Below are 24,690 nucleotides of genomic sequence, written 5' to 3'. Positions count from 1 at the left end.
GAAGCTAAAGAAGCTAAAGAAGCTAAAGAAGCTAAAGAAGCTAAAGAAGCTAAAGAAGCTAAAGAAGCTAAAGAAGCTAAAGAAGCTAAAGCACAGTCTTTTGCTCAAAAAGTAACGCCTGAACCAGCAGCCTATCAATGTTTTGCTGAGCAATGTCCAAGGGTGGATTTAAAAGAGATTCAAATTGATCTCAACGGAAAAGTACCAAAATTTATAACCCCTGTTGCTGTCGGGGAAATTCATGCAAATCAATGGACTCGTTTAGGTACGGAGTTCAATGTAAATTGGACAGATCAGAATCAAAATAAAACTTCAGAAAAGCTGATATTAAATGTCTTGGACATGCAGCATATCACTTTAAAAGATGAGTTAGGTCGTATCAACCGCTATAAGATGGTAGAGGCGAAAAAGCCTGATACTGATAAAAATTCAGATGTATTAGAAACACAATAAAAAAGCGGCTCCGCCGCTTTTTTTAATAAATTTTTTCAAAACCTTCGGGACGTGTTTTAAATCTACGGTGGAACCACATATATTGGGTTGGTGCTAAACGAAGTTGATTTTCAATAATCAAATTTGTTCGTGTCGCGTCTGCAATTTCATCTTCACTTGGCATATTGTCTAATGCAGGTTCAATCAAAATATGATATTTCGGATTTGTAATATCACCTTTACGGTAGAAGTAAAGTGGAATCGCGGCAGCTTTGGTCATTTTTAATATACGGCGATGTGCAGTTACAGTGGCTGCGGGTACACCAAAAAAGGGTGCCATAACACCTTGTTTAAGACCAAAATCTTGGTCGGGACTATACCAAATAGGTCGTCCTTCTTTTAAATGACGGATTAATCCACGCATATCATCATGGTCGATTTGATTGGTATAAATCGTGGCACGACAACGGTAAATCAGCATATCTAGCAATGGATTATTTTGCGGACGATACACGACATCTGGATCAAAATACTGGGCACATACATATCCACCTGCATCGAGTAGGGTAGAGTGTGTACCAAGTAGTAAAGCCCCACGCCCTTCAGCTTGCACTTGTTGAATATGTTCTAAACCTTCAATCGTTACACGATCTTTAAACCATTTGGGACAATACCAAGCATTCAGTGTTTCAAAAACACCGACCATTTGATCAATAAAGACTTGGCGAGCATTTTCATAACGGAGTTCGGGCATCCATTCAGGAAAGCAGACTTCTAAATTTCTTAAAGTTGTTTCACGACGTGAACGCAAGTATTTGAAAGCTACATTTCCCATCAGATACGCTAAACGATGCTGAATTGCCCAAGGTAATATCGCAAGGAGCATCAGAAATATAATACCAATCCAAATGCCCCAATATTTTGGCACTAAGAAAGACCACTGGAACTCTCCCGGTTGGTAGTTTTTCTGTTTACTCATATTCAAACTTGATAACAATTTAAGGTAATTCACTATATTAGCACGAACTGTTTTTTTTCGGCGAAGGCAACAATCGGATTCTTTAGAAAAACGTTCTTAGATTTTTCACATGAATTACTCATCAATATCAACATTAAGTGCCTAAGAACCTTTAACCAAAATTAGCTTGAGCAAACTTGGTGCAATTTTTGCAGAACATTTACTGAAAATGATAGGAATACGAAGATGACCGTGAATGAATCAAGTATTGTTCAATGAGCCAGTCAAAAATGCACAGTATTGGTTTGCTAAATTAGAGTTAGGTTTTACCAAAGATTCAAATCGCACAATTTTGGCGCATCGTAAGCACTTTGGACCTGTTCGCGTGCAAAAGATGCTGTGGCCTGAAAAAACAGGAGTATGTCACGCCATTATTGTTCATCCACCTGCTGGAATTGCTGGTGGAGATCATCTCACCTTTGAAATGAAAATAGATCAGGATTCGCATGCTTTGGTCACCACACCTGGCGCAGGGAAATGGTACAAAACCAATCTTAAACAAGCATTTCAACATATTCATATACATGTCCAAGATGAGGCGATTTTCGAGTGGCTTCCTCAAGAGACGATGCTCTTTAATGGTGCGAATGCAAATTCAGAAACGATCGTACATTTGGACGCTGCTGCCAGTTTTATTGGTTGGGATATGTTGGTGATTGGACGGCAAGCACGACATGAAACCTTCTCGCAGGGTGCTTATCAAAATAAATTTCAGCTTTATCAAAATCAAAAAATATTGGTTGCAGACTGTTTAAATTTTAAAGGTAATGATCGTTGGTTAAAGTCTTGTTTAGGGATGAACGGTCATGCAGTGATGGCCAGTTTTTGGGCAGTGCCTCCAGAACAATACCGGTCAAATTTCTATCTTGATCAACATGTTGATCAAATTCGTGAATTAATCATGCGTATGAATATTAACGTCACATTGACGTTACTCGATTACGTCGTAACCGCACGTTATCTCGGAGATGATGTACGTGAGTGTCATGATGCATTTGCTGCAATTCGTGCAAAGCTTCGTCGTTATTGGTTTGATCTTGATGAAGAGTTCCCAAGAATTTGGCGCACATAAATTTATTCTTGTCATAGCAACATAGTTAAGTTGTTTTAACACAAACATTTGAGCACACATCTTGCATCAATATTTAAAGATAGTGAGGAAAGCATTATGGAACTAACACCTACAGAAAAAGACAAAATGCTGATTTTTACTGCGGGGCTTGTAGCGGAAAGACGCAAGGCCCGTGGTTTAAAGCTGAATTATCCAGAAGCAGTGGCTTATATTTCTGCCGCACTATTAGAAGGTGCACGTGATGGAATGAGTGTGAGTGACCTCATGCATTTTGGAACAACATTGCTAAAACGGGATGAAGTAATGGAAGGCGTGGCTGAAATGATCGCAGAGGTCCAAGTGGAAGCGACATTTCCTGATGGTTCAAAACTGGTCACTGTACATCAACCGATTGTGTGATGTCTGAGAGGAAAAATTAAATATGATTCCAGGTGAAATCATTACGTCCGATACAGACATTGAAATGAATGTCGGACGGGCAACGCTCAAAATGACGGTAGCAAATGCAGGGGATCGACCGATTCAGGTTGGGTCACATTATCACTTTGCTGAAGCGAATGATGCGTTGCAGTTTGATCGTGAGTTAGCACGAGGATATCGACTGAATATTGCGGCAGGTACAGCGGTGCGTTTTGAGCCAGGACAGAGTCGAGATATTGAACTTGTTGCACTCGCAGGTAAGCGTGAGGTGTATGGCTTTGCGGGTCGTGTTATGGGTAAGTTGGATTAAGGGAAAATAATAATGAAAATGTCACGCCGTGCTTATGCGGAAATGTTTGGTCCAACGGTAGGTGATCGAGTTCGTCTCGCGGATACTGAGCTGTTTATTGAAGTCGAGCAAGACCTCACTACCTATGGTGAGGAAGTGAAGTTTGGCGGTGGTAAAGTGATTCGTGATGGCATGGGACAATCACAACTGTTGGCTGAAGATGTTGCGGATACGGTCATTACCAATGCGCTGATTGTGGATTGGTGGGGTATTGTCAAAGCTGATGTCGGTTTAAAGAGCGGTCGCATTTGGAAAATTGGGAAAGCGGGAAATCCAGATATTCAGCCCGATATCACCATTCCACTTGGTGCAGCGACGGAAGTGATCGCTGGTGAAGGACAGATTCTCACCGCAGGCGGTGTCGATACGCATATTCATTGGATTTGCCCGCAGCAAGTTGAAACCGCACTGATGTCCGGTGTGACCACCATGATTGGTGGTGGTACAGGCCCTGCGGCAGGGACTTCTGCAACAACAGTGACACCGGGGCCTTGGCATATTGGGACAATGCTTCAAGCCATAGATGATTTACCGATGAATATTGGTCTACTCGGTAAGGGAAACCTAAGTCAGCCCGACCCAATTCGTGAGCAAATTCGTGCAGGGGTAGTAGGTTTAAAGCTACATGAAGATTGGGGTTCAACCCCTGCAGCGATTGATACGTGTCTGACCGTTGCCGATGAGTTTGATGTCCAAGTGGCGATTCATACCGATACCTTAAATGAAAGTGGTTTCTTGGAAGAAACCCTCGCTGCATTTAAAAATCGTACCATTCACACCTACCATACCGAAGGAGCAGGCGGTGGACATGCCCCTGATATTTTAAAAGCCATTGGTCAGCCGAATGTGTTGCCATCTTCCACCAATCCAACTCGTCCTTATACCATCAATACCATTGATGAGCATTTGGATATGCTGATGGTTTGTCACCATTTAGACCCTGCGATTTCTGAAGATGTGGCTTTTGCGGAAAGTCGTATTCGCCGTGAAACCATTGCTGCAGAAGATATTTTGCAGGACTTAGGTGCCATTGCCATGATGTCATCAGACTCGCAAGCGATGGGGCGTGTCGGTGAAGTGGTGATTCGTACGTGGCAAACCGCGCATAAAATGAAAGTGCAGCGTGGACCTTTAGAGGGTGACAATGCGACACATGATAATAATCGTGTAAAACGTTATATCGCTAAATATACAATTAACCCTGCAATTACGCATGGTTTAAGCCATGAAATTGGTTCGGTGGAAGTAGGTAAACTTGCTGACTTGGTACTGTGGAAGCCTGCATTTTTTGGGGTAAAACCGTCGATGATTATTAAAGGTGGCATGATTGCAGCTGCGCCGATGGGAGATATTAACGCTTCGATTCCAACACCACAGCCTGTGCATTATCGTCCGATGTTTGGGGCAAATGCGCGCGGTGTGCATAACACCTGTATTACGTTCTTGTCACAAGTCGCGATTGAAGCAGGCGTGCATGAAAAATTGGGTCTGAAAAAGTTGATCAGTCCATGTAAAGGTACACGCGATATTCAGAAGAAAGATATGAAACTGAATACCTACTGTCCTGTGATGGAGGTTGATCCTGAAATTTATGAAGTGCGAGCAGATGGGAACTTGCTGACTTGTGAGCCTGCGGAAGTATTACCGATGGCGCAAAGGTATTTCTTATTTTAATTCTGGAAGCCCCATTTCAGGGGCTTTTTATTTATAATAAAATTATATACATATATAAAAAGAGGGTGGTATGGGCTTTTCTTTTCTTTCTGATGAGTCAAAAAAAACACTAAATAAGTTATTCGAAGTATCCCAAGGGAAACTAAAGTGGGAAGAGGAAGAATTGAAGAGATGGGCACATAGTGTTAGATCATTAAAGAGTTTTTTCTCAGAAGAGAATTTAATTTACCTTGAAGAGAATCTAAATGAAACTAAGAAGTGGAATGCATTTGATTTAAGTCAGCTAAGCGAAAACATAATCTCAGATGATCTAGCATTTTTAAAATATGGAGCGTTGACTTTATTTGTATATTTAAAAGAATGGGAATTTAGACGTGGAATTAAAGAAAATGAACAAGAGAATCCTATAGTAAGAAATTTTTATAACTTTATTTATACTGAAAAAAATCAAAAATATTTAGAATTCAAAACACATTATGATTTTGTGGATGAGCTTCCTTTTATTATTTGTGGAGAAATTTACAGCAACTCTAAATTAAATGAAATTAGAAAATTTTTAGAAGAAAAAGATTTTAGTGACTATAAGGCTTTGATTAAAGAATCAGAGAAGGCATCTGATTTGATCAGCGGTTGGAATTCAACATTTGATGTGAAAATTTATGAAGTCAAAGAATTAGAAAAAAAGTTAGAAAGTTATAAGACAACTTATGATTTTGTTCTTTTAAATGAAGGTTTTAAGAATCTTTATGATCAAAAGAAAGACGATTTAAAAAATCCAGAGAGTAACTATAAGTGGCTGTTCAGATTTATTTTGGCTATACCAGTTTTGGAAATTATTTTTTTTGGGTGGTTGATTGCCAATCAAATAGAAATAAATAGTGTAGCAATATGGTATATGGTTGTACCTTCAATTTCACTGATCTTATTTTTGTTCTATTTCTATAGAATTAACTTGCAAGAAATTCGTTCAATCAAGTCTCAGATGATGCAACTTGAACTCAGAATGGCATTGTGTCAGTTTATTCAAAACTATGCAGATGATTCAGAAAAATTGCATAAGAAAAATGAAAAGGGTTTTGAGAAATTTGAGAATATTATCTTCTCACCGCTTGTTTCTTCAGATGACAAGATTCCAACCACTTTTGATGGTATGGAGCAATTGGCGAAATTAGTAAGTGAATTTAGGAAGTCTTAGTGTTGGATTAGTTTGAGTAAACAGCCCATCTTTTTTCCTGAGACTGATTTAAAAAATGTCTAATCATGACTTCAGTTTCAGGAAAAAGTGGTTGTGGAAGCTCATCAAAACTAAACCATTCCCAACGCTCAAAAATCTCAGGTTCTGTCATGCAAATTTGAGTTTTTAAACGTTCATCTAAAAGTTGATAAATCGTTCCGAACGTAACTTTTACTGCCTCAGAATCTTGATCAATGATCGTATTTAAGGGTTGAATAGACTCAATATATTGACTCAGATCTAAAGCAGTTTCCTCTAACAATTCGCGTACTGCAGCATCTTCAACTGATTCATGCGCATCCATTTTTCCACCCGGAAAACACCATGAGGCAGGTTCATCAATTTTGTTTCTATAACCCAATAGAACTTTTTGACGTTGATCAATCAACATGATGCCCACGCCGATGATGGAGTTGCTTTTAATATTCATGATTGTGCACATCTAGCTGCTCTGTGTTCTAAAAAGTACAACAGCGATATGACAACGCTAACTTTCAAATGTTTCAAAACATGTAATTTAAATAAAAAATCATTCACATTTATAGGGGATTTTACCTATCACTATAGTGAAGAAAACCTATTTTATTTCTCTAAAACCTCTATACCAGTGAGAAAAAGTCAATATTTCTACAAGATAATCCCTTAATTCAACATAGATTCATCCTTATATTTCCCTGCCTCCTTTCAAGACTAGATTAAGACATGCGCTAGACGATTTAGAACATCGCCAGCAAGGAATTTAGCAACGAGGGGGATGCGGTAAATGGTAAGGAAATATCTAACTTCTGTGGCATTGACCATATGTCTTTTCAGTAGTGCAAGTTTAGCGCTTGCCGCTGAAAATGGCGGAAGTGCTTATCCTGATGGGACAGAGAGTTTTTTTGGTGGAGCAATGCCGCCACCTGGGATGTATCTCGTCAGTTATAACCAATACTACAACGCAGATAAATTTAAAAATGATCATCCAGTATTTGATGATTTTAAAATTGATACTTTTGCCACAGTTGCTCGTGGTGTCTATGTCAGTGACAAAACATTTTTAGGCGCGACATGGGGCATGCATGCATTCCTTGTATATGCCCATGCAGATCTTACATTAGGTGGTCGTCAAGATGATCACATGTCAATGGGTGATCTCATTATCGATCCATTCTTATTGGGTTGGCATAAAGGGGATTGGCATGTGGCTACAGGTATCGACTTTTATATTCCAGTTGGCTCTTACAACAAAAATAGACTCGCGAATATTGGACGTAACTATTACACCATTCAACCAATTATCTCGACCACATACTTAAATAAACAAGGTATCGAAGTCAGTACAAAGTGGATGTACGACATCAATTTCGAGAATAAGGATACCAAATATGAATCGGGCAACGCTTTGCATGTCGATTACTTAGTTGCGAAACACATGGGACCTTTGGCGGTTGGTGTTGGTGGTTACGTACATCGTCAGCTTGAAGGTGACTCAGGTGAAGGTGCTGTTTTAGGTGATTTTAAAGCTAAAGCAGCCAGCATAGGTCCGCAAGTTCGCTATCAATTCCCTAAAGGGTATGCAATCGCAGCGAAATATCAAAAAGAATTTGATGTTGAAAACCGACCAGAAGGTCAGAAGTTCGCAATTGATATCACCATCCCATTTTAAAACATTGTTACCTAAACATTAGAGCAAGCATATAGAGGTAAGGCCATGAAAATTGAGAATCAAGAATATGCAGCAGGCAGTGCTGGAGCTGTCGATTATTTAGTGGTGAATGAGTTTTCAGGCGGTATTGTGGGACCAAGCCAACGTATGCTGGGACCTTTAAAAAATGGTGGAACGTTAAAAACAGGCACACCGCCTGGCTGTTGGGGTCCAATGATTACACCTGCATTCCAAGGTGGTCATGAAGTGACACTCCCTGTCTTTATTGAAGGTGCAGAGGTAGGTGATGCTGTCGCTTTAAAGATTAAGGATATGCATGTCACTTCTACAGCAACCTCATCGGGTGTGATGCAATTTGTTGAAGGGCGTTATAAAGGCGATCCGTTTGTTGCGAAATACTGTGAAGCATGTGGTACAGAGCAACCGGCAAGTTATGTAGAAGGAATTGGTGAAGATGCGATTCACTGTAAAAACTGTGGGGCAGAAGTCAGTGCTTTTCGCTTTTCACATGGTTATGTGATTGTGTTGGATGAAGAAAACAAAGTGAGCTTGACGGTCAATCAAGAGATTGCCAACAAGTTAGCAGGCAATGCCAATGAGCTTTCTGCACTGCCTGAACATGCAGCGCAACATTCAATCTTGTCGCTTGCACGTGCTGATATGCCTGGGGTTGCTGCGCATATGCGTCCATTCCTCGGAAATATTGGTACGACACCTTCACGTGACTTACCAGACTCTCACAACTGCCACGACTTTGGTCAGTATTTGATTGATGCACCGCATAAATTCGGAATGACTGAAGAAGAACTTATCGCAGCCAAAACAGACGGTCACATGGATACCAATTCGATTCGTCCAGGCTGTATTTTGATTTGTCCTGTGAAAGTACCAGGTGCAGGTGTCTACATGGGAGATATGCATGCGCAACAAGGCAATGGTGAAATTGCAGGGCATGCCACGGACGTTTCAGGCGAAACAGAATTACAAGTGGAAGTGATTAAAGGTTTAACAATTGACGGCCCAATTTTACTTCAAGCACCAGATGACTTACCACCAATGGCACGTCCATTTACCAAGGAAGAGCGTGAAAAAGTGAAAGCATTAGGTGCGCGTTGGGGACAAACTGAGATTGAGGAAAGTGGTCCAATCACATTTATGGGAACAGGTAAGAACCTCAATGATGCAACGGACAATGCTTTAAATCGAGCGGCAAAAGTCACAGGTTTAAGTGTGGATGAGGTTATGAACCGTTGCACCATCACAGGCTCTATCGAAATCAGCCGTTTACCAGGAATGGTACGTGCAACCTTCTTATGCCCAATGCCAATTTTAGAAAAATTGGGGATCGCAAACTTAGTTCGCGAACATTACCAACTTTAATTCATCACGTGAACGGCGGTTGATTCAGATGATTCAAACGCTGTTCGCAAATAAGCATGAAATTTACTGAACTTAAAACTTAGAAACGAGAACTTGAACAGGAATGTCATATGAACAGTAATGCAAAACTCCGTTGGGGCGATTTATATCCAGAACTTGGTATTGAGCCGATTCCAACCGAACCATGTATTTCGCCAGAGATCTATCAAGAGGAAATTGAAAAAGTTTTCTCAAAAGTTTGGCTGAAAGTGGGGCGTGTAGAAGAAATACCAAAGAAAGGCGACTACAAAGTTAAACGCTTAGATTTTGCTAAAACCTCAGTCATTTTAATGCACGGTAAAGATGGTGAAATTCGTGGATTTCATAATATTTGTTCACACCGTGGCAATAAAGTTGTGGTGGAGACTGGCAATGAAACTTTTGGTTCAAATAAAGCTGCAGTCGTGACTTGCCGTTTCCATGGCTGGGTTTACGATGCTAAAGGTGATTTGGTTAGTGTACCTGAAGAAGAAAAATTCACTTCTTGTTTTGATAAAGGTCATAACGGTCTTGCACCTATTCGTACCCAAGTTTGGGAAGGTTTTATTTTCATCAATTTGGATAATGATGGCACTCAATCGGTAGAAGAATTCTTAGGTGGTATGGGACAGCATTTAGGCGGTTATCCATTCCATGAAATGGAAGAATGCTTTGCCTATAACACAGTTCTGAACTGTAACTGGAAAGTCGCTCATGACGCATTTGCTGAAGCGTATCACGTGGCGACCATTCATGCAGGCTCTTTCCCGAATGTATTCGCATCAGGTTTACAAGAAGTGCAATTGTTTGGTGATCATCGTACTTGCGCTGTGTGCTTAACCAAAAACGCCAATCCAAAACCAGCGGCTGCATTGTCAGGTGAGATCACTGGCGCATCATTGGTGAATCACTATGAACGTGTTCAGCTACCTAAATCAGTCAATCCAAATGATCGTGATGACTTCTCGTTTGAATTATCTGTCATTTTCCCGAATATCTTGGTGCATGTGACTGAAGGTGTATGGTTCACCCATCAGTTCTGGCCGGTCGGTCATAACCAAACCCGTTGGGAGGGTCGCTATTACCTGCCTAAAGCGAAAACCTATTCAGAGCGTTGGGCGCAAGAGTTTGCACAAGTATTACAACGTAATGCGTGGTTAGAAGATACTGCCACCATGGAAGATACCCAAGAAGCACTTGAGTCTCGAGCGAAAAAAGTGATGCATCTACAAGACGAAGAAATCCTGATTCGTCACGGTTACCACGTTCTTGAACAATACCTGAATCGCGCATAAGGAGAATGCACATGTCAAACATCATTTCACAATTGCCAGCTGACTTTTCAAGCTTAGAACCTTATGTCGCGAAATGGGCTTTAGGGACATCGAAACAACGTCATGCAGCACGCTTAAATTCGACTACAGCTGAATTGCAAGCTTTTTACGATGCTATTTTGCCTGAAATGCGCAAGCTACTTGCAGCACTTGACCAATACGCTTTAGGGACCTTGCCTGAAGAGCTGCACAAGTTGTACTGGTTAAGCCTGAGTTTTGCCGAAGTTGCTCCACATATTGAACTTTATAAAGGTTCAGTGGGTGTGCCATACGCCTTTGAAGAAAAGCGTTTCGTTTATGAAACTGGTGATGTAGTTAACGTTTAAAAGGATCTCGAAGATGAGCCAGCACAATCTAGAACAGCGTTTGCACTATCTGGAGACCTGCGAGGTGATTCGTAGCCTGATCGGTCGTTATGCAACAGCGGCTGATCAGCGCAACAATTCAGCCATTTTACAGCATGTATTTCATGAGGATGCCATATGGTGTGCTAAGGGTTTTGGAGAATATCAAGGACGCCAAAATATCTTGAATGCATTGTCAGAGATTGCAGAAGCACAAGTACTTTGGAGCTTACATATCATGGCGATGCCAGATATTGAAGTCATTGATCAAAATCATGCAAAGGCAACTTGGATGTTATGGGAAGTCTGTAATTTAGCCGAGGAATCAACAACAGCCGCAACAGATCAAGTTAAACCTGCAACGACCTGTTGCTTAGGTGGATTTTATAAAACAGAAGTAAGTCGGAATGAGCAGGGTGAATGGAAATTTGAACGCGTCGAATTGAATTTGACCTTCAATCAACCCTATCCGAACACAGTTAAATAGGCACTGAATCAATACGGCCTAAGGGGAATTTAAGATGAGAAAAATTGCAATTATCGGTGGTGGACAAGCAGGCTTATTACTCGCGTTCTCGCTACTCGAAAATAAATATGATGTCACTTTATATGTAGATCGCCCTGCGGATGAATTGTTACACGGTCGTATGGTCAGTACCACGATGTTCTTCGCCAATACATTAGAGTTTGAACGCAAACTTGGTTTGAATTTCTGGGATGGGAAAGCGCATCGTGGTCAAGCATTGCATGTCGATTTTCGTGCACCAAACGGCGATATCATGTTACCTGTGACTGGTTTTTTACATGATAATGACGGTATTGCCATGGACCAACGAACCAAATATCACCGTTGGTTAGAGGAATATCCGCGCCGTGGTGGCAAGCTCATCATTCAAAATGTCAGTCCAGAAGATTTGGAAGTAATCACTGCTGAAAATGATTTGACGATTTTGGCGGCAGGTAAGGGCAATATCACGAGTTTATTCAAACGCAATGAAACACGTTCAGTGCATCAAACGCCGCCACGTAAATTGGCTGCTGCACTCGTCGTAGGTGATGATTTGTGTGGTCCAAATAGTTGGCAAGGTCAACCATCTCAGACTTTGCATTTTAATTTTGTTGCAGGTGCAGGTGAATACTTCAGTATGCCGTTCTATAGTCACACGCATGGTCCATGTCGTAGTTTCTTATTTGAATGTGTACCGAATGGTCCAATGGATATCTTCGATGATGTGACATCTGGCGAAGAATTGGTCCAACGCATGAAAGAAGCGGTTGCCAAAGTAACACCAGATCAAAGCTTCCGTATGGTCGATAATATGGAATTAAGTGATCCAAATGCATGGCTCAAAGGTGCATTCCGCCCTGAAGTTCGAGATCCAGTTGCAACCTTAGATAACGGTGCAAAAATTTGGGGGATTGGAGACACTGTCATTGTAAATGATCCAATCGCAGGACAAGGCGCAAACAATGCAACTCGTATGGTGGAGCATTATTTAGCTGCGATTTTAGCACGAGGTGATGAAGACTTTAGTGCAGATTGGATGACAGAAGTATTCGAGCAATTCTGGGAAAAGTCAGGTCGTTATACCACAGAATTTACCAACTTGCTGTTAAACCCACCAAGTGAAAGCTTATTGCAAGTGTTAGGCGCAGCATCGCAAAACCAAGCCATTGCAGATGATTTTATGGGGCATTTCAACAATCCATGTGGTTTCTGGCCAGCGGTAGATGGTGAAGCTGGGGCAAAAGAATACTTGTCACGAAAGGAGTTTCAACATGCAGCTGCCTGAATTACTTTGGCAGGATGTTGATCTGGCGGAAGCGAAATCGCTCCGTCAGGCATTTGGTGGCTTTGCGACAGGAGTGGCGATCGTCACTTGCCTAGACCAAGATCAACAACCTGTAGGGTTGACGATTAATTCCTTTAGTTCAGTGTCTTTAGATCCTGCATTAGTGTTATGGAGTTTAGTCAATCATTCTCCAAGCCGATCTATTTTTGAAAATGCTGAATACTTCGCCATTAATATTTTAGGTGCACATCAGCAGGAAGTAGGTTTGAACTTCGCTAAGCCAATAGCAGATAAATTTCAGTATGGTACGTGGAATATTCAAGCTTCAAAAGCTCCTGTTTTAGAAGATTGTGTAGTGCAATTTATTTGTAAAAGAGCTCAACAAATTGAAGCAGGTGATCATCAAATTTTCTTAGGAAAAATTGAGCAATGTCGTCACAGTAATCAACGCCCACTGTTGTTTTGCAAAGGTCAATTTAATGAATGGCCTGAGTATAAGGAGGTTTCATGACAGACTTAAATGGCAAAGTGGTACTGGTGACAGGTGGTGCAACGCATATTGGTCAAGCCGTGGTGCAAGAATTAAAAAGCTTAGGCGCACAGGTCATTATTGCCGATATTAATCAAACTCAAGGACAGCAAGTTGCACAATCAACCCAAGCTCGGTACGAATTTCTAGATCTCGCTAATGATGAAAGTATTCGTACCTTAAGTGGAAAACTCACTCAGTTAGACGTCTTGGTTAACCTAGCGTGTTTGTATGAAGATCATGGATCTGAATCTACACGTCAAGATTGGCAAAATACTTTTAATGTGACCGTGTTTGGTCATGCAGCACTGGTCCAGGCATGTCGACCTTTGCTGCAGGCCAGCGTTGATGGTGCAGTAATTAATATCAGCAGCGTAAGCGCACGTATTGCACAAAAAGAACGCTGGGTCTATCCAGCATCTAAAGCAACTTTAGAACAACTCACACAAAGCATGGCGCTTGATCTAGCGCAAGATGGTATTCGTGTACATGCACTCTCATTAGGTTGGACTTGGTCAGTACCAATGCAAATGATCTCTGGCGGAGACCGTACCAAGACGGACCGCGTGGCAGGACGTTTCCATGTGTTAGGGCGTATTGCGGATGCAGAGGAAGTCGCACAAGCATTAAGTTTGTTGTGTAGCCCGAAAGCAAAATTACTGACAGGCAGTGTGATTCATGCCGATGGTGGTTATCACATTCTAGGTCCTGAAGCCACAGATTCGCCCATAGAGGAGTTAAGCCAATGAACATTAAAATGACCAATGTTGCTGAGAAATTTTTGTGTTCAACCTCTGATGTGGAACAGGGTGAGGGACTACAAGTCATCATTGACGGTTATCCGCCATTGGCAGTATTTCACTTAGAAGATGGCGAGTTCTATGTCACCGATGATACCTGTACACATGGTGATGCATCATTGGCAGATGGTGAAATTGATGGCTGTGAAGTGGAGTGCCCATTTCATGCAGGTGCATTCGATATCAAAACAGGTGAACCTTGTGGGGCGCCATGTACGATTCCACTGAAAACCTATCAATCCATCGTGCGTGAAGACAAAGTCTATTTGGTGGAGTGATGCCGATGTATAAAATTCAAATCGAAGGTCAGGGCACATTCAACTGCGCAGCGGATGATGTATTGCTCCGTGGTGGTTTACGTGAAGGGTTAGGCATTCCTTACGAATGTAATGCGGGTGGTTGCGGAACGTGTAAAATCGATGTCCTGTCAGGAGAAGTGGAAAATTTATGGGCAGATGCACCTGGATTAAGCGATCGTGATAAACGTAAAGGTCGGTTACTGGCGTGTCAATGTCGTCCTAAATCGGATTGCGTGATTAAGCTTCGTTTAGATGAAAAATGCGTACCCAAAGTGATTCCAAAAGTACAAAAAGTGAAGCTTAAACATGTGCAATTGGTGACTCATGATATTTTGGAAGTGCATTTGCAATCCGATGAACCTGCACAATTTATTCCTGGACAATACGCTTTAATTTGGGTGAATCAACAGTTACTTCGTGCGTACTCAATGTCTAACCTACCGAATGAAGAGGGGTTATGGATCTTCCAAATTCGACGTGTTCCTGATGGTAAAATGACCAATTTGTTATTTGATGAACAGTTACGTGAAAAGGCTGATATTCAAATTGATGGTCCATATGGGTTAGCGCATTTACAAGAGAAGCCTCGCCCTATTGTCTGTGTGGCTGGTGGTTCTGGACTTGCCCCCATGTTAGCGATTGCACGTGGTGTTGCAGTCAATCCACATTTGAAAAATCACAAAGTCTGGTTTTTCCATGGTGGACGTGAACAGCGTGATTTGTTCACTGAAAATCAATTACGTGACTGGACAGAATTAGGGGAACGCCTCAATTATGTACCTGCAACCTCCTCTGAATTCATTGAAGGTATCCGTTCAGGCTTTATTCATGATGTCATTCAAGATGTATTAGGTGAACAATTGATTGAGCATGAAATCTATTGTGCAGGTCCACCACCGATGGTGAAATCAATTGAACAAATGGCTCACCAAGCTGGTATTCCACAACAACAAATTCATTTTGATCGTTTTTTTTAATCGAACATATCATCTTTCTCCCGCTCAGGCGATGGTTAACCCATCGCCGGTACTGAGCGATCACGACACATCAAGACCATATTGACGATCTGTGCGATAGATTCAGTTCCTAACTTCTGACGAATATGAGTGCGGTGAATTTCTACTGTTTTATGGCTGATATTCAACATTTGTGCAATATGTTTACTCGAAAGTCCATCGACCAATAAATTGATAATCTCACTTTCTCTTGGTGATAAAGATTTCAATTTAATCATCTGTTCTTGACGTTTTTCTTCTTCGATAAAATCTTGTTCAGCAAGTTGTAGACAGGCTTGGATTTGATTAAGCATATGTTGTGGATTAAAAGGTTTTTCTAAAAAATCAAATGCTCCAGCTTTCATCGCGTTGACCGACATTGGAATGTCGCCGTGGCCAGTCATGAAAATGATCGGCATACGGGTTTTTTGTTGGTTCAATTGTTGTTGTAATTGCAAGCCACTCATTCCTCGCATACGAATGTCAAGAATCAAACATGCAGGCGTTTGCGGGCGCTGATAATTCAGGAATTCAGTAGCACTATTGAATGTTTTGGTTTCGAGTTGCACGGAATCGAGCAACCATGTGAGTGAATTACAAATGTCTTGATCATCATCTATCACATACACAATGGGCTCGGGAACATGAGAATTGGTTAAATACATTTTGTACGCTCCTGTGCTGCCAGAGAGATATTAAAAATAGCGCCGGACTCACCTTCACAGACCCATAAATAACCATGATGGTTTTCAATGATGCTTCGAGACAGAGTTAAGCCAATACCCATGCTGTTGTTTTTACTTGAATAGAAAGATTCAAAAATTTGTTCTGGATTTTGCCCTTCGAGTCCAGGCCCATTATCTGCAATTGCAATTCGAGCATGTTGGTTATGTTGCCAAGTGCGGATATAAATGTCCCTTTCACCCTCAGGGTTAGTTTGTAGAGCATCGACCGCATTGAAGACGAGATTGATAATGACTTGGCTAAAGAGCGTTTCATCTGCTGATATAAAAATAGGCGAAACACTTAATTCATAATGGATGGTACATCCACCTTGATCTGCTTTAAGCTTAATCAAAGGATGTAACTCTTGAATAAGATGACTCACAGAATGAATCTGGAAATTCGCTTCGCCTTTACGTAAAAAGCTTCTCATGCTGTGAATAATGCCATTGACGCGATGTGTTTGATTTAAAGCAGCATTGAGGGCATCAAGAGTCTCTTGTGTGTTGGCTAAACCGTTTTGAATGCGAATAATACTACCTCCAACGTAATTGTTGAGTGCAGCCAGTGGTTGATTTAATTCGTGGGCGAGCGCTGTAGCCAGTTCGCCCATCGTTTTGCAACGTGACATATGACCAAGTTGCTTTTCACGAGCACGTGCTTTTTCTTCAGCCTCAATACGCTCAGTGATATCACGATAATTCACCAATACTCCCTGAATATCAGGGTGATCTAATAAGTTACGATAGGTTGCCTCGTGGTGTCGCCATTTTCCATTGTGGTGCAAGATTTTGTAATGAATCACACCAACTGCACGTTGTTCTGTTTTCTTAAATAGAAGCTGTCTGACTTTAATACGATCATCAGGATGAATTGCAGTTAACACATTCTTATTGAGTACAAAGCGATCCCGATAACCAAGAATACCTTGTAATGATGGGCTGGCATAAAGTAGTTTGCCTTGTAAGTCGAGAATAGCAATCCCATCTCCCGAATGCTCAAGCAGCATTTTGAAATATTGATCTTTAGACTGTAGAGCATATTGATACTTTTTGATTTCGCTGATGTTACGTACTAGAGCGAGAAGCTTTGGTTTATTTTCAATCTCAACTTTTTTAAGACATACTTCAACTGGGATATGACGTTGGTCTTGAGACTCTATTAACCATTCAAATGTGATTGCTTCGTCTTTTGTAGTGGCGGCCTGTTGAACTTTTCGGAGTGCATGATGCAAATCAAAACCATGTTGAAAAGCACTGATCTTTTCAACGTTCATTTGTGTCAATTCAGATTTACTATATCCAGTAAGTTCTACAGCGGCTTCATTGGCATCCATAAATTGGACACTGCCAATATCATGTACAAAAATTGCATCGCCCGCTTTATCAAAAATAGTTTGATAATAGTGTAAGCTGGTCATTGTAGGTCCTTACCTGAGATGGCTTCCGGCTATCGGGTATAGGGTGAAATATCGTCACTGATAAATCATTTTTTTTATAAGTAAATACTGCATTAAGGGGCAGCATCTTGCAATTAGACTTAGGGTCTAATTACATACTTTTAACATATAAAAATATTCATGTGAAAAATTTATCAGTGATCTCAATCTTATGCAATTTAGATACCATGTTACTTCAACTGATTTAGGTGACAGTTACACGAGGAATGTTAGCTCAAAAAATATCATCTTTTTATCTAACGAATAAAATCAAACTTTATGCTATCTACATACAATCCTTTTTTGATTAGTCATTACACTGGATGAGGCATAGAATAAAACCCGTCAGTCCTACTCATTAAAGTGATATTTTTATGGCGTTCAGTTGGATTCTCTTTACCCTCATGGCTGCTTTTATGCAGGCATGGCGCAATGCTTTTCAAAAACAACTGAGTACCACTGTCGATGTATGGGGCGTGACCCTTGCACGCTTTATCTTCGCCTTGCCTTTTGCATTGATTTATTTGAGTAGCCTTTATCACTTTTCACCGGTAACAGCGACTGTTCAATTTACGACAAAATATTGGGTTTATATTTTTATCGCAGGCATTAGCCAAATTTTAGCGACTGCGTTAATGGTGCAGTTGTTTAAGCAAAAAAACTATGCCATTGGCGTGGGACTGGCTAAAAGTGAAGCGATCTTAGCTGCAATCATTGGCGTTGCTTTTCTCTCTGATCATTTGTCATGGTTGGCATGGTTTGGGGTGTTACTGGGTGGTTTTGCTGTGTTTCTGTTGAGTCGGGGACATGGTTTTACTGGATTTTCACCCAAAACACTGATGATTGGCATCGGAAGTGGTTTGTGTTTTGCTATCACTTCACTATTGGTCAGAGAGGCCAGTCTTGAACTAACAATGTTGCCAACAATTCATCGCGCTGCATGGGTATTACTGTCGGTGATTGGCTTACAATGTTTGAGTATGCTTTTGTATCTCAGTTTATTCAGTCATCAAACGTTGCTGGCGATGTGGCAACGTCTAGGACTGACCTTTAAAGTCAGTGTATGTAGTTTTATGGCATCTCTCGGATGGTTTACTGCCATGAGTATGATGAGTGTCCCAGTGGTCAAAACGCTCGGTCAGATTGAGATTTTGTTTAGCTTATTGATCTCCGCTTATTTCTTTAAAGAAAAGTTAGCGAAAGCCGAACATTGGGGATTAGCTTTAGTTGTGATTGCAGCAATCTTGGTGATTTGGGCTTAAACATTTTTATAGATCATTGAATATTCTTTAATAAGAAGAAGGGGATGCACCAATAGATTTCATGTTGGCATGAATAATGCTTAATTTTGATGCGTAAATGGATTGATGTTGAACAAGACATTTCGCGAGTTGAAATTAAAGCAAAGTATTCAAGCGACAATAGGAAAGGCATGAAAATCTATACTCAAAGAATAGAAGCAGTGACAGAAGATCAAGCTTTCGAAACTGTGCAACTCAACTTTGATACACGACAAAAGAGCCGTTTTCGTGCAACTTTAGTTTCAGGGTGCGATATTGGTGCAGATTTACCGCGCACAGGCATTCTTCGCGGAGGATCATTTATTGCAACTGAAACAGGTGACTTACTGCGTGTGGATGCATTGCCTGAACGCCTGATGTGTGTCCAAGCTTCATCTGAATTTGAGCTTTTGAAAGCAGCCTATCATTTAGGGAATCGTCATGTCCCTCTTATGCTCACGCCTAGTGCACTATATTTTGAACCTGATCATGTCTTAGCCGAAATGGTCCAAGGATTGGGTTTAATGGTCACGGAAGTGGATCATCCATTTGAGCCAGAAAGTGGTGCTTATGCTCAGCATGCACATGATCATCGTTTAAGCCCAATCAAAGCGATTCATGCTCATGCGCATCACTAATGCAGCTCACTTACTCAAACTGTTAACTTTGTCCTCTACAGCTTTGCCTGTAGGCGCTTATTGCTATTCGCAAGGTGTTGAAAGTGCGATCGATCAAGGTTTGATCCATGATGAGCAATCCAGTATTGCGTACTTCGAAGAAGTTCTGGAAATGCTTTTGGTTCGTTTTGAGCTACCTGTATTGAAGCGTTTGATGCAGGCCCATGATAATGAACAGCAGTTTAATCATTGGGCGCAGTTGTATCGAGCCAGTCGTGAAAGTCGTGAGTTATTGGCTGAATCGCAGCAGTTGGCATTTTCCTTGAACGCATGGATTAAAGATGTATTGAAAATGCCCGTTACGGTAAAAAAACAACTTGGATTTGTACCCGTATATGCTCAGTTATGTGGGCGATTGGATCTGAATATCGAAGATGTTTTAACGGCGTATACATTTACTGTTTTAGAAAACCAAGTACTTGGCGCAGTCAAAACTGTGCCGCTCGGTCAGATGAGTGGTCAACGAATTTTGTGGCATTTACATGGCTTAGTCCCAGATGCCATAACGCATGCAATGTGTATAGAAGATCATCAACTTAGCAGTGCCTTACCTCAATATGCCATGCTCAGCATGTCTCATGAAACACAATATTCGCGTTTATTTAGATCTTAAAAATTATCATAAGGAATCAATCATGTCAGAACGTTCTCCTTTACGTGTCGGAATTGGTGGACCAGTCGGCTCTGGTAAAACAGCGCTGACTTTAAATTTATGCCGTGCATTACGTAATAAATACAATATGGCGGTGGTGACCAATGATATTTACACCAAAGAAGATTCCAACTTCTTAACTCGTCATGAAGCCATGTCACCCGATCGTATTGTGGGGGTGGAAACTGGCGGTTGCCCTCATACGGCTATTCGTGAAGATGCCTCAATCAATTTGGCAGCGATTGATGACTTATGTGAAAAGTTTGCTGGTCTAGAGTTAATTATCATTGAAAGTGGTGGTGATAATTTGGCAGCAACGTTTAGCCCTGAACTGTCTGATCTGACGCTATATGTGATTGATGTTGCTGGTGGTGAAAAAATTCCACGTAAAGGCGGTCCAGGCATTACCAAGTCGGACTTACTGATTATCAATAAAACAGATTTGGCGCCAATGGTTGGAGCGAATTTGCAGGTGATGGACCAAGATGCCAAGCGTATGCGAGGAGATAAACCGTTCTTGTTTTCAAACATGAAAACTGAAGATGGTTTAAACGAGATTATCAGTTTTATTGAAAAACAAGGTTTATTCAAAGCTTAAGCAAGAGGGCTTAAAGGATGAAACAATGCAATAAATTCGGTCTATTCATTCTGGCAAGTGTTCCGAGCCTTGTAATGGCACATCCAGGCCATCATCACCATGACGCTAATTTTTGGACGGGCTTCATTCATCCGTTTACAGGATTGGATCATTTGATGATGGCACTCAGTTTCGGCGTTTTGATGTGGAGCATGTCTAAAATTTGGAAGATGATTGGGGCATGGGGCTTGCTTACAGCGCTCGTTGCTGGATTCAGTTTAGGTGCGCATGGAATTATTCCGAATGGCGTTGCAGAAATTGGAATTGTAAGTTCATTGTTCATCTTAGCTGTAAGTTTATGGACCAAATCGAACAGAATTTTTCCAGTTGCAGCAGTGTTGCTATCAGTTTTTCATGGTTCAGCACACGGAGCTGAATTAGCGATGAATGGAAATGTTGGCGTTCAGATTTTAGGCATGATTACTGCCATGGCAATGATTTATGCTCTTGGACTGGGTTTAGGGGCATTGATGGTGAAATTTGTTCCACAAGGTAAAAAGATTGTAGGTGTGCTAGCAGCATTGGTTGCAGTAATTGGTTTAGCGTGATCAAACTTGGCAAAATAAAAAAACTCCGCAAGCGCGGAGTTTTTTATTTACTAGGGTAATCAGCTACCATTCGCAAGACTTTCAAGTGCTTCCCATCGCTCTAATTTCTCTAAAAGTAATTCATCAATTTCAGTAAGGCGAATTGAAAGTTGAGTTGCTTTATCACTATCTGTCACAAATAAAGATCCATCTGCTAAAAGCGCATTAATTTCAGCTTGTTCCTTTTCCAAAGCTTCCATTTCAGCAGGAAGTTGTTCTAAAGCACGTTGATCTTTATAGCTTAGTTTTACTTTTTTCACCGCTGGTGCAGGGGTTGCTGCCGCTTCAGCTTTTGCAGCCGCTTTCTTCACCGCAGATTTCTGATCGACAACAGTTTGATCAGGACGTTGCATGAGGTAGTCTTGATAACCACCCACATATTCATCGATATTGCCTTTGCCATCAAATACCCAAGTTGAAGTCACAACATTGTCCATGAAGGCACGGTCATGTGAAATAAGAAGTAATGTTCCTTTGTAGTCGCTGAGCATCTCCTCAAGTAGTTCAAGCGTGACCATATCCAAGTCATTTGTTGGCTCATCCATCACGATGAGGTTCGATGGTTTAAGCAGTAATTTCGCCAATAAGATACGGTTACGTTCACCACCAGAAAGGGCTTTTACAGGCGTACGAGAACGCTCAGGTGAGAACAAGAAATCTTGTAAATAGCTATAGATATGTCGACGCCCGCCATTGATATCGACAAAGTCTGACCCTTCAGCCACATTATCTTTTACCGATTTTTCAAGATCGAGTACATTACGAAGTTGGTCAAAATAAGCCACTTCGAGTTGTGTCCCTGTTTTGACCGTACCTGAGTGTTCTTGTTGACCCAAAATTGCTTTGATTAGCGTGGTTTTACCGACACCGTTATCGCCCACGAGACCAATACGATCTCCACGGAGCACCAGTGCATTGAAATCTTTGATAATCGGTGCATTGTCGCCAAATTGCACACTGAGGTTTTCAATTTCGAAGACCACTTTGCCTGAACGTTGAGCATCTTGGGTAGCCATGCTCACTTTGCCTTGCTGCGAACGGCGGGCTTTAGATTCTTCACGTAATGCTTTTAAGGCACGTACACGACCTTCGTTACGGGTACGACGTGCTTTAATGCCTTGACGAATCCAAACTTCTTCTTCTGCTAGCTTTTTATCGAACAGCGCATTTTGTTTTTCTTCAGCTTCCATTTGTGCAGCTTTGAGTTCGAGGTAACGTGAATAGTTCCCTTCATAACTGCGTAAGATGCCTCGATCCAGTTCCACAATACGTGTAGCAATACTGTCTACAAATGAACGGTCATGCGAAATGAAGAGTAATGTTAAATTATTTTGATCGAGTAAGAATTTTTCTAACCACTCGATACTTTCAACATCTAAATGGTTCGTTGGTTCGTCGAGTAACAGAACATCAGGTTGGGTGAGTAGTGCGCGTGCAAGAAGCACACGACGTTTACGACCACCTGAAAGATCAGCTAAATCAGCATCAGGATCAAGTCCCATTTTACTCAGGATTGAATTCACTTTAGTTTCAAGTGCCCAACCATCTAATTGGTCCATTTTATGTTGCAAGTTACCCATGCGATCGCACGCTTCCATATCGCCGAGTACACAAGCTTCGCTTGCTTCGTGATAAGCTCTAAGAACAGAAGCTGCTTCACCTGCGCCATCTGCCACAATATCTGCAACACGTCCCGAGTCCATTGGCACGTCTTGAGCCAGCATAGAAATGGTAATACCATTTTGCAGGGAAACTTCACCAGCATCAGGCAATAAACTTCCATCAATGAGTTTAAGTAAAGTAGACTTACCCTCACCATTACGGCCAATCAAACACACTCGTTCGCCGCGCTCTAAACTAAAATTCGCGCCGTCGAGTAAGTACGGTCCACCAAATGCGAGTTGGACGTCCCTTAAGGTAATATAGGCCATAATGTTTCCTGAAATCCCCTGATGAGGACTTATAATGTCGAATCAAAAAAATCTAAATGAGCAGGCGTCATTTTCCGCACCCATAGAAGATTTGCAAGTCCGAATTGCATTTTTAGATGAATTAGTTGATCAGTTAAATATTCAAATTGCATTACAAAGCCGTGAAATCAGCGATTTAAAGAAACAAATGCAAATTTTGTATCAACGTGTTGAAGCTACTCATGCTGACGATGGTGTTGCTCCATTTGATCCAATTTTGGATAAACCTCCACATTATTAAGATGTGACATAAATACTGATTATTTATTAAGAAGTATGCGTAAATAGTTTGACCTTTGATATGAAGGTCGTTGTAATAGTCTTTTCACTTGCCGAATTCTGAATCTTATCCTATGAGCGCTAAAGTTGTCCTAATAGATCTTGAAAATAACATGCCGACTTCGACGTTATTTCGGGAGATTGTGCAACATTACACCACGACCTATCTATTTCATTCGAAAGGGAGTTTTCATTACAGTCTCACTGATTTAACTGAATTTTCGAGTTGGATTAGTAGTGGTCAAATTGTCATTTTAGAAATGCTTGAGGCAAAAGAAAAAGAATTTGAGTACGCTGTGATTGTGGGACAAATCTTGGCATTGGTTGAGCATGGCGCAGAGATTGATGTGATTTCCGCGCGAGACTGTAGCACGATGTTGGCTGACATGATGCGAGCTTCTGGTATTCAATGTAATTTGATACAGGTACAACCAGAGCAACCTGTGTCAAAACTCAAATACAACGTGCCTTCAGTTGAAACTATTCGTCAAAATCATGATTTATTTAGAGTAAAGCAATATTGTGATGTTGTGGTTCGTATGGAAGGGAAGCCAAACACCTTAGCTAAGCTTAAAAACTCGATCGAGAATACGTTGAGAATAAATGACGAGCACAGCGCTAAATTGATTGGCATGCTCATTAATTTAAAGGTAATTAAAAAAGATGGTGAGCAAATTTCCTTTCGTAAAAAGGTATTAAAGCAGTGGGCTCAATTGGATATGAATGTTGATGAAGATGTAGTAGCAGACCACAAGCTTGGTCAGGTAGATGCGTTATTGGCGAAGCTACATATCGAAGCAAAAGACATTTTAGTTGAAGTTGAAGTTGAAGAGTCACAAGATATTCAGCACATTCAGAGTGATTTGTTTAAAAATTTCGAAAAAATAGATCCCGTCCAGCTGGAAGTCATCCAAAAATTGAATGCTTTAAAATCCGGAAAGCCTAAAGATATTTATGAACTGCGTGATTTATTAGAACAACTATTTCCAAAATCCGATGTGCGGTTATTGCTTAAGGAAATGATTGATAAGGGATATATTTACTGGAATGGGCATGAAGTTCTATATAGTCATGAGATGTTTCTGAATTAAGAATTATATTCTCTCAT

General features: G+C 41.0%; 28 protein-coding genes. 23 read left to right on the top strand and 5 right to left on the bottom strand.

Annotated elements, in window-relative coordinates; translation table 11 throughout:
* On the top strand, positions 1 to 453 hold a 453-nt coding region (locus AC1M9C_RS08395; RefSeq protein WP_481587625.1), incomplete at its 5' end, for a hypothetical protein.
* A 22-nt stretch (positions 454 to 475) separates the two neighbouring features.
* On the opposite strand, the gene AC1M9C_RS08390 is transcribed toward AC1M9C_RS08395, so the two are convergent.
* Positions 476 to 1,411, bottom strand: a complete 936-nt coding sequence (locus tag AC1M9C_RS08390) for an LpxL/LpxP family acyltransferase (RefSeq protein WP_481587624.1) — start codon at positions 1,409 to 1,411, stop codon at positions 476 to 478.
* A gap of 235 nt (positions 1,412 to 1,646) precedes the next feature.
* Here AC1M9C_RS08390 and AC1M9C_RS08385 point away from each other — a divergent pair, with 235 nt between their 5' ends.
* The 5 genes from AC1M9C_RS08385 to AC1M9C_RS08365 all read left to right on the top strand — a co-directional run bounded on the left by AC1M9C_RS08385 (position 1,647) and on the right by AC1M9C_RS08365 (position 6,160).
* Positions 1,647 to 2,522, top strand: a complete 876-nt coding sequence (locus AC1M9C_RS08385; protein WP_481587623.1) for an urease accessory protein UreD — start codon at positions 1,647 to 1,649, stop codon at positions 2,520 to 2,522.
* A gap of 96 nt (positions 2,523 to 2,618) precedes the next feature.
* A complete protein-coding gene (gene ureA / locus AC1M9C_RS08380) occupies positions 2,619 to 2,921 on the top strand; it encodes an urease subunit gamma (RefSeq protein WP_035270654.1) in 303 nt (100 codons plus the stop codon).
* 22 nt (positions 2,922 to 2,943) lie between these two features.
* A complete protein-coding gene (locus tag AC1M9C_RS08375) occupies positions 2,944 to 3,252 on the top strand; it encodes an urease subunit beta (protein WP_035270651.1) in 309 nt (102 codons plus the stop codon).
* Positions 3,253 to 3,264: 12 nt separating this feature from the next.
* Positions 3,265 to 4,965 (top strand): urease subunit alpha, encoded by a 1,701-nt coding sequence (gene ureC, locus AC1M9C_RS08370; RefSeq protein WP_481587622.1) that lies wholly within the window; start codon positions 3,265 to 3,267, stop codon positions 4,963 to 4,965.
* 70 nt (positions 4,966 to 5,035) lie between these two features.
* On the top strand, positions 5,036 to 6,160 hold the full coding sequence (locus AC1M9C_RS08365; RefSeq protein WP_481587621.1) for a hypothetical protein: 1,125 nt from the start codon (positions 5,036 to 5,038) through the stop codon (positions 6,158 to 6,160).
* A gap of 7 nt (positions 6,161 to 6,167) precedes the next feature.
* On the opposite strand, the gene AC1M9C_RS08360 is transcribed toward AC1M9C_RS08365, so the two are convergent.
* Positions 6,168 to 6,629 carry a nucleotide triphosphate diphosphatase NUDT15 gene (locus tag AC1M9C_RS08360; protein ID WP_481587620.1) on the bottom strand — a complete coding sequence of 154 codons (462 nt, stop codon included), beginning with the start codon at positions 6,627 to 6,629 and terminating at the stop codon, positions 6,168 to 6,170.
* A 333-nt stretch (positions 6,630 to 6,962) separates the two neighbouring features.
* Here AC1M9C_RS08360 and AC1M9C_RS08355 point away from each other — a divergent pair, with 333 nt between their 5' ends.
* From AC1M9C_RS08355 to AC1M9C_RS08310, 10 genes are all read left to right on the top strand, one after another.
* Positions 6,963 to 7,847 carry a SphA family protein gene (locus AC1M9C_RS08355; protein WP_481610824.1) on the top strand — a complete coding sequence of 295 codons (885 nt, stop codon included), beginning with the start codon at positions 6,963 to 6,965 and terminating at the stop codon, positions 7,845 to 7,847.
* A 45-nt stretch (positions 7,848 to 7,892) separates the two neighbouring features.
* Complete coding sequence (locus AC1M9C_RS08350) at positions 7,893 to 9,227, top strand: acetamidase/formamidase family protein (protein WP_225530670.1); 1,335 nt, start codon at positions 7,893 to 7,895, stop codon at positions 9,225 to 9,227.
* Positions 9,228 to 9,337: 110 nt separating this feature from the next.
* Positions 9,338 to 10,540: an aromatic ring-hydroxylating oxygenase subunit alpha gene (locus AC1M9C_RS08345; protein WP_481587618.1), complete on the top strand. Its 1,203-nt coding sequence runs from the start codon at positions 9,338 to 9,340 to the stop codon at positions 10,538 to 10,540.
* 11 nt (positions 10,541 to 10,551) lie between these two features.
* Positions 10,552 to 10,905, top strand: a complete 354-nt coding sequence (locus tag AC1M9C_RS08340) for a hypothetical protein (RefSeq protein ID WP_481587617.1) — start codon at positions 10,552 to 10,554, stop codon at positions 10,903 to 10,905.
* A gap of 13 nt (positions 10,906 to 10,918) precedes the next feature.
* Positions 10,919 to 11,410, top strand: a complete 492-nt coding sequence (locus tag AC1M9C_RS08335) for a nuclear transport factor 2 family protein (protein WP_481953517.1) — start codon at positions 10,919 to 10,921, stop codon at positions 11,408 to 11,410.
* Positions 11,411 to 11,444: 34 nt separating this feature from the next.
* A complete protein-coding gene (locus tag AC1M9C_RS08330; RefSeq protein ID WP_481953516.1) occupies positions 11,445 to 12,716 on the top strand; it encodes a styrene monooxygenase/indole monooxygenase family protein in 1,272 nt (423 codons plus the stop codon).
* Positions 12,703 to 13,227, top strand: coding sequence for a flavin reductase family protein (locus AC1M9C_RS08325; RefSeq protein ID WP_481953515.1), 525 nt, complete (start codon positions 12,703 to 12,705; stop codon positions 13,225 to 13,227). The genes AC1M9C_RS08330 and AC1M9C_RS08325 overlap by 14 nt, the downstream gene beginning before the upstream one ends.
* Positions 13,224 to 13,994, top strand: coding sequence for an SDR family oxidoreductase (locus AC1M9C_RS08320; RefSeq protein WP_481587613.1), 771 nt, complete (start codon positions 13,224 to 13,226; stop codon positions 13,992 to 13,994). Before AC1M9C_RS08325 ends, AC1M9C_RS08320 begins: the two co-directional genes overlap by 4 nt.
* The gene (locus tag AC1M9C_RS08315; protein WP_168379990.1) at positions 13,991 to 14,323 is read left to right on the top strand and encodes a non-heme iron oxygenase ferredoxin subunit; all 333 of its coding nucleotides are present in this window, start codon (positions 13,991 to 13,993) and stop codon (positions 14,321 to 14,323) included. The genes AC1M9C_RS08320 and AC1M9C_RS08315 overlap by 4 nt, the downstream gene beginning before the upstream one ends.
* 5 nt (positions 14,324 to 14,328) lie before the next feature.
* Positions 14,329 to 15,321 carry a 2Fe-2S iron-sulfur cluster-binding protein gene (locus tag AC1M9C_RS08310; protein ID WP_481953514.1) on the top strand — a complete coding sequence of 331 codons (993 nt, stop codon included), beginning with the start codon at positions 14,329 to 14,331 and terminating at the stop codon, positions 15,319 to 15,321.
* A 35-nt stretch (positions 15,322 to 15,356) separates the two neighbouring features.
* On the opposite strand, the gene AC1M9C_RS08305 is transcribed toward AC1M9C_RS08310, so the two are convergent.
* Together AC1M9C_RS08305 and AC1M9C_RS08300 are read right to left on the bottom strand one after the other, a co-directional pair.
* Complete coding sequence (locus tag AC1M9C_RS08305; RefSeq protein ID WP_481587611.1) at positions 15,357 to 16,004, bottom strand: response regulator transcription factor; 648 nt, start codon at positions 16,002 to 16,004, stop codon at positions 15,357 to 15,359.
* A complete protein-coding gene (locus AC1M9C_RS08300) occupies positions 15,995 to 17,482 on the bottom strand; it encodes a PAS domain S-box protein (RefSeq protein WP_481596227.1) in 1,488 nt (495 codons plus the stop codon). Before AC1M9C_RS08300 ends, AC1M9C_RS08305 begins: the two co-directional genes overlap by 10 nt.
* 392 nt (positions 17,483 to 17,874) lie before the next feature.
* On the opposite strand from AC1M9C_RS08300, the gene AC1M9C_RS08295 reads away from it, so the two are divergent.
* The 5 genes from AC1M9C_RS08295 (at position 17,875) to AC1M9C_RS08275 (ending at position 21,294) form a co-directional block, all read left to right on the top strand.
* Positions 17,875 to 18,762: a DMT family transporter gene (locus tag AC1M9C_RS08295; protein WP_092766734.1), complete on the top strand. Its 888-nt coding sequence runs from the start codon at positions 17,875 to 17,877 to the stop codon at positions 18,760 to 18,762.
* Positions 18,763 to 18,932: 170 nt separating this feature from the next.
* Positions 18,933 to 19,418: an urease accessory protein UreE gene (gene ureE / locus AC1M9C_RS08290; RefSeq protein WP_481587608.1), complete on the top strand. Its 486-nt coding sequence runs from the start codon at positions 18,933 to 18,935 to the stop codon at positions 19,416 to 19,418.
* The gene (locus tag AC1M9C_RS08285; protein WP_481587607.1) at positions 19,405 to 20,070 is read left to right on the top strand and encodes an urease accessory protein UreF; all 666 of its coding nucleotides are present in this window, start codon (positions 19,405 to 19,407) and stop codon (positions 20,068 to 20,070) included. Before ureE ends, AC1M9C_RS08285 begins: the two co-directional genes overlap by 14 nt.
* Before the next feature lie 22 nt (positions 20,071 to 20,092).
* Complete coding sequence (ureG, locus tag AC1M9C_RS08280) at positions 20,093 to 20,707, top strand: urease accessory protein UreG (protein ID WP_481609983.1); 615 nt, start codon at positions 20,093 to 20,095, stop codon at positions 20,705 to 20,707.
* Positions 20,708 to 20,724: 17 nt separating this feature from the next.
* A complete protein-coding gene (locus tag AC1M9C_RS08275; protein ID WP_481607788.1) occupies positions 20,725 to 21,294 on the top strand; it encodes a HupE/UreJ family protein in 570 nt (189 codons plus the stop codon).
* Between the two features lie 59 nt (positions 21,295 to 21,353).
* On the opposite strand, the gene AC1M9C_RS08270 is transcribed toward AC1M9C_RS08275, so the two are convergent.
* Complete coding sequence (locus AC1M9C_RS08270; RefSeq protein ID WP_481594935.1) at positions 21,354 to 23,264, bottom strand: ATP-binding cassette domain-containing protein; 1,911 nt, start codon at positions 23,262 to 23,264, stop codon at positions 21,354 to 21,356.
* Between the two features lie 34 nt (positions 23,265 to 23,298).
* On the opposite strand from AC1M9C_RS08270, the gene AC1M9C_RS08265 reads away from it, so the two are divergent.
* Both AC1M9C_RS08265 and AC1M9C_RS08260 read left to right on the top strand, forming a co-directional pair.
* On the top strand, positions 23,299 to 23,544 hold the full coding sequence (locus AC1M9C_RS08265; protein WP_035266784.1) for a SlyX family protein: 246 nt from the start codon (positions 23,299 to 23,301) through the stop codon (positions 23,542 to 23,544).
* 112 nt (positions 23,545 to 23,656) lie between these two features.
* Positions 23,657 to 24,673 (top strand): hypothetical protein, encoded by a 1,017-nt coding sequence (locus AC1M9C_RS08260; RefSeq protein ID WP_481587604.1) that lies wholly within the window; start codon positions 23,657 to 23,659, stop codon positions 24,671 to 24,673.
* Positions 24,674 to 24,690 lie beyond the last annotated feature (17 nt).

This window comes from Acinetobacter sp. 24-47-39 (genome assembly GCF_056783825.1).
This window is presented reverse-complemented; position numbering and strand designations above follow the sequence as displayed.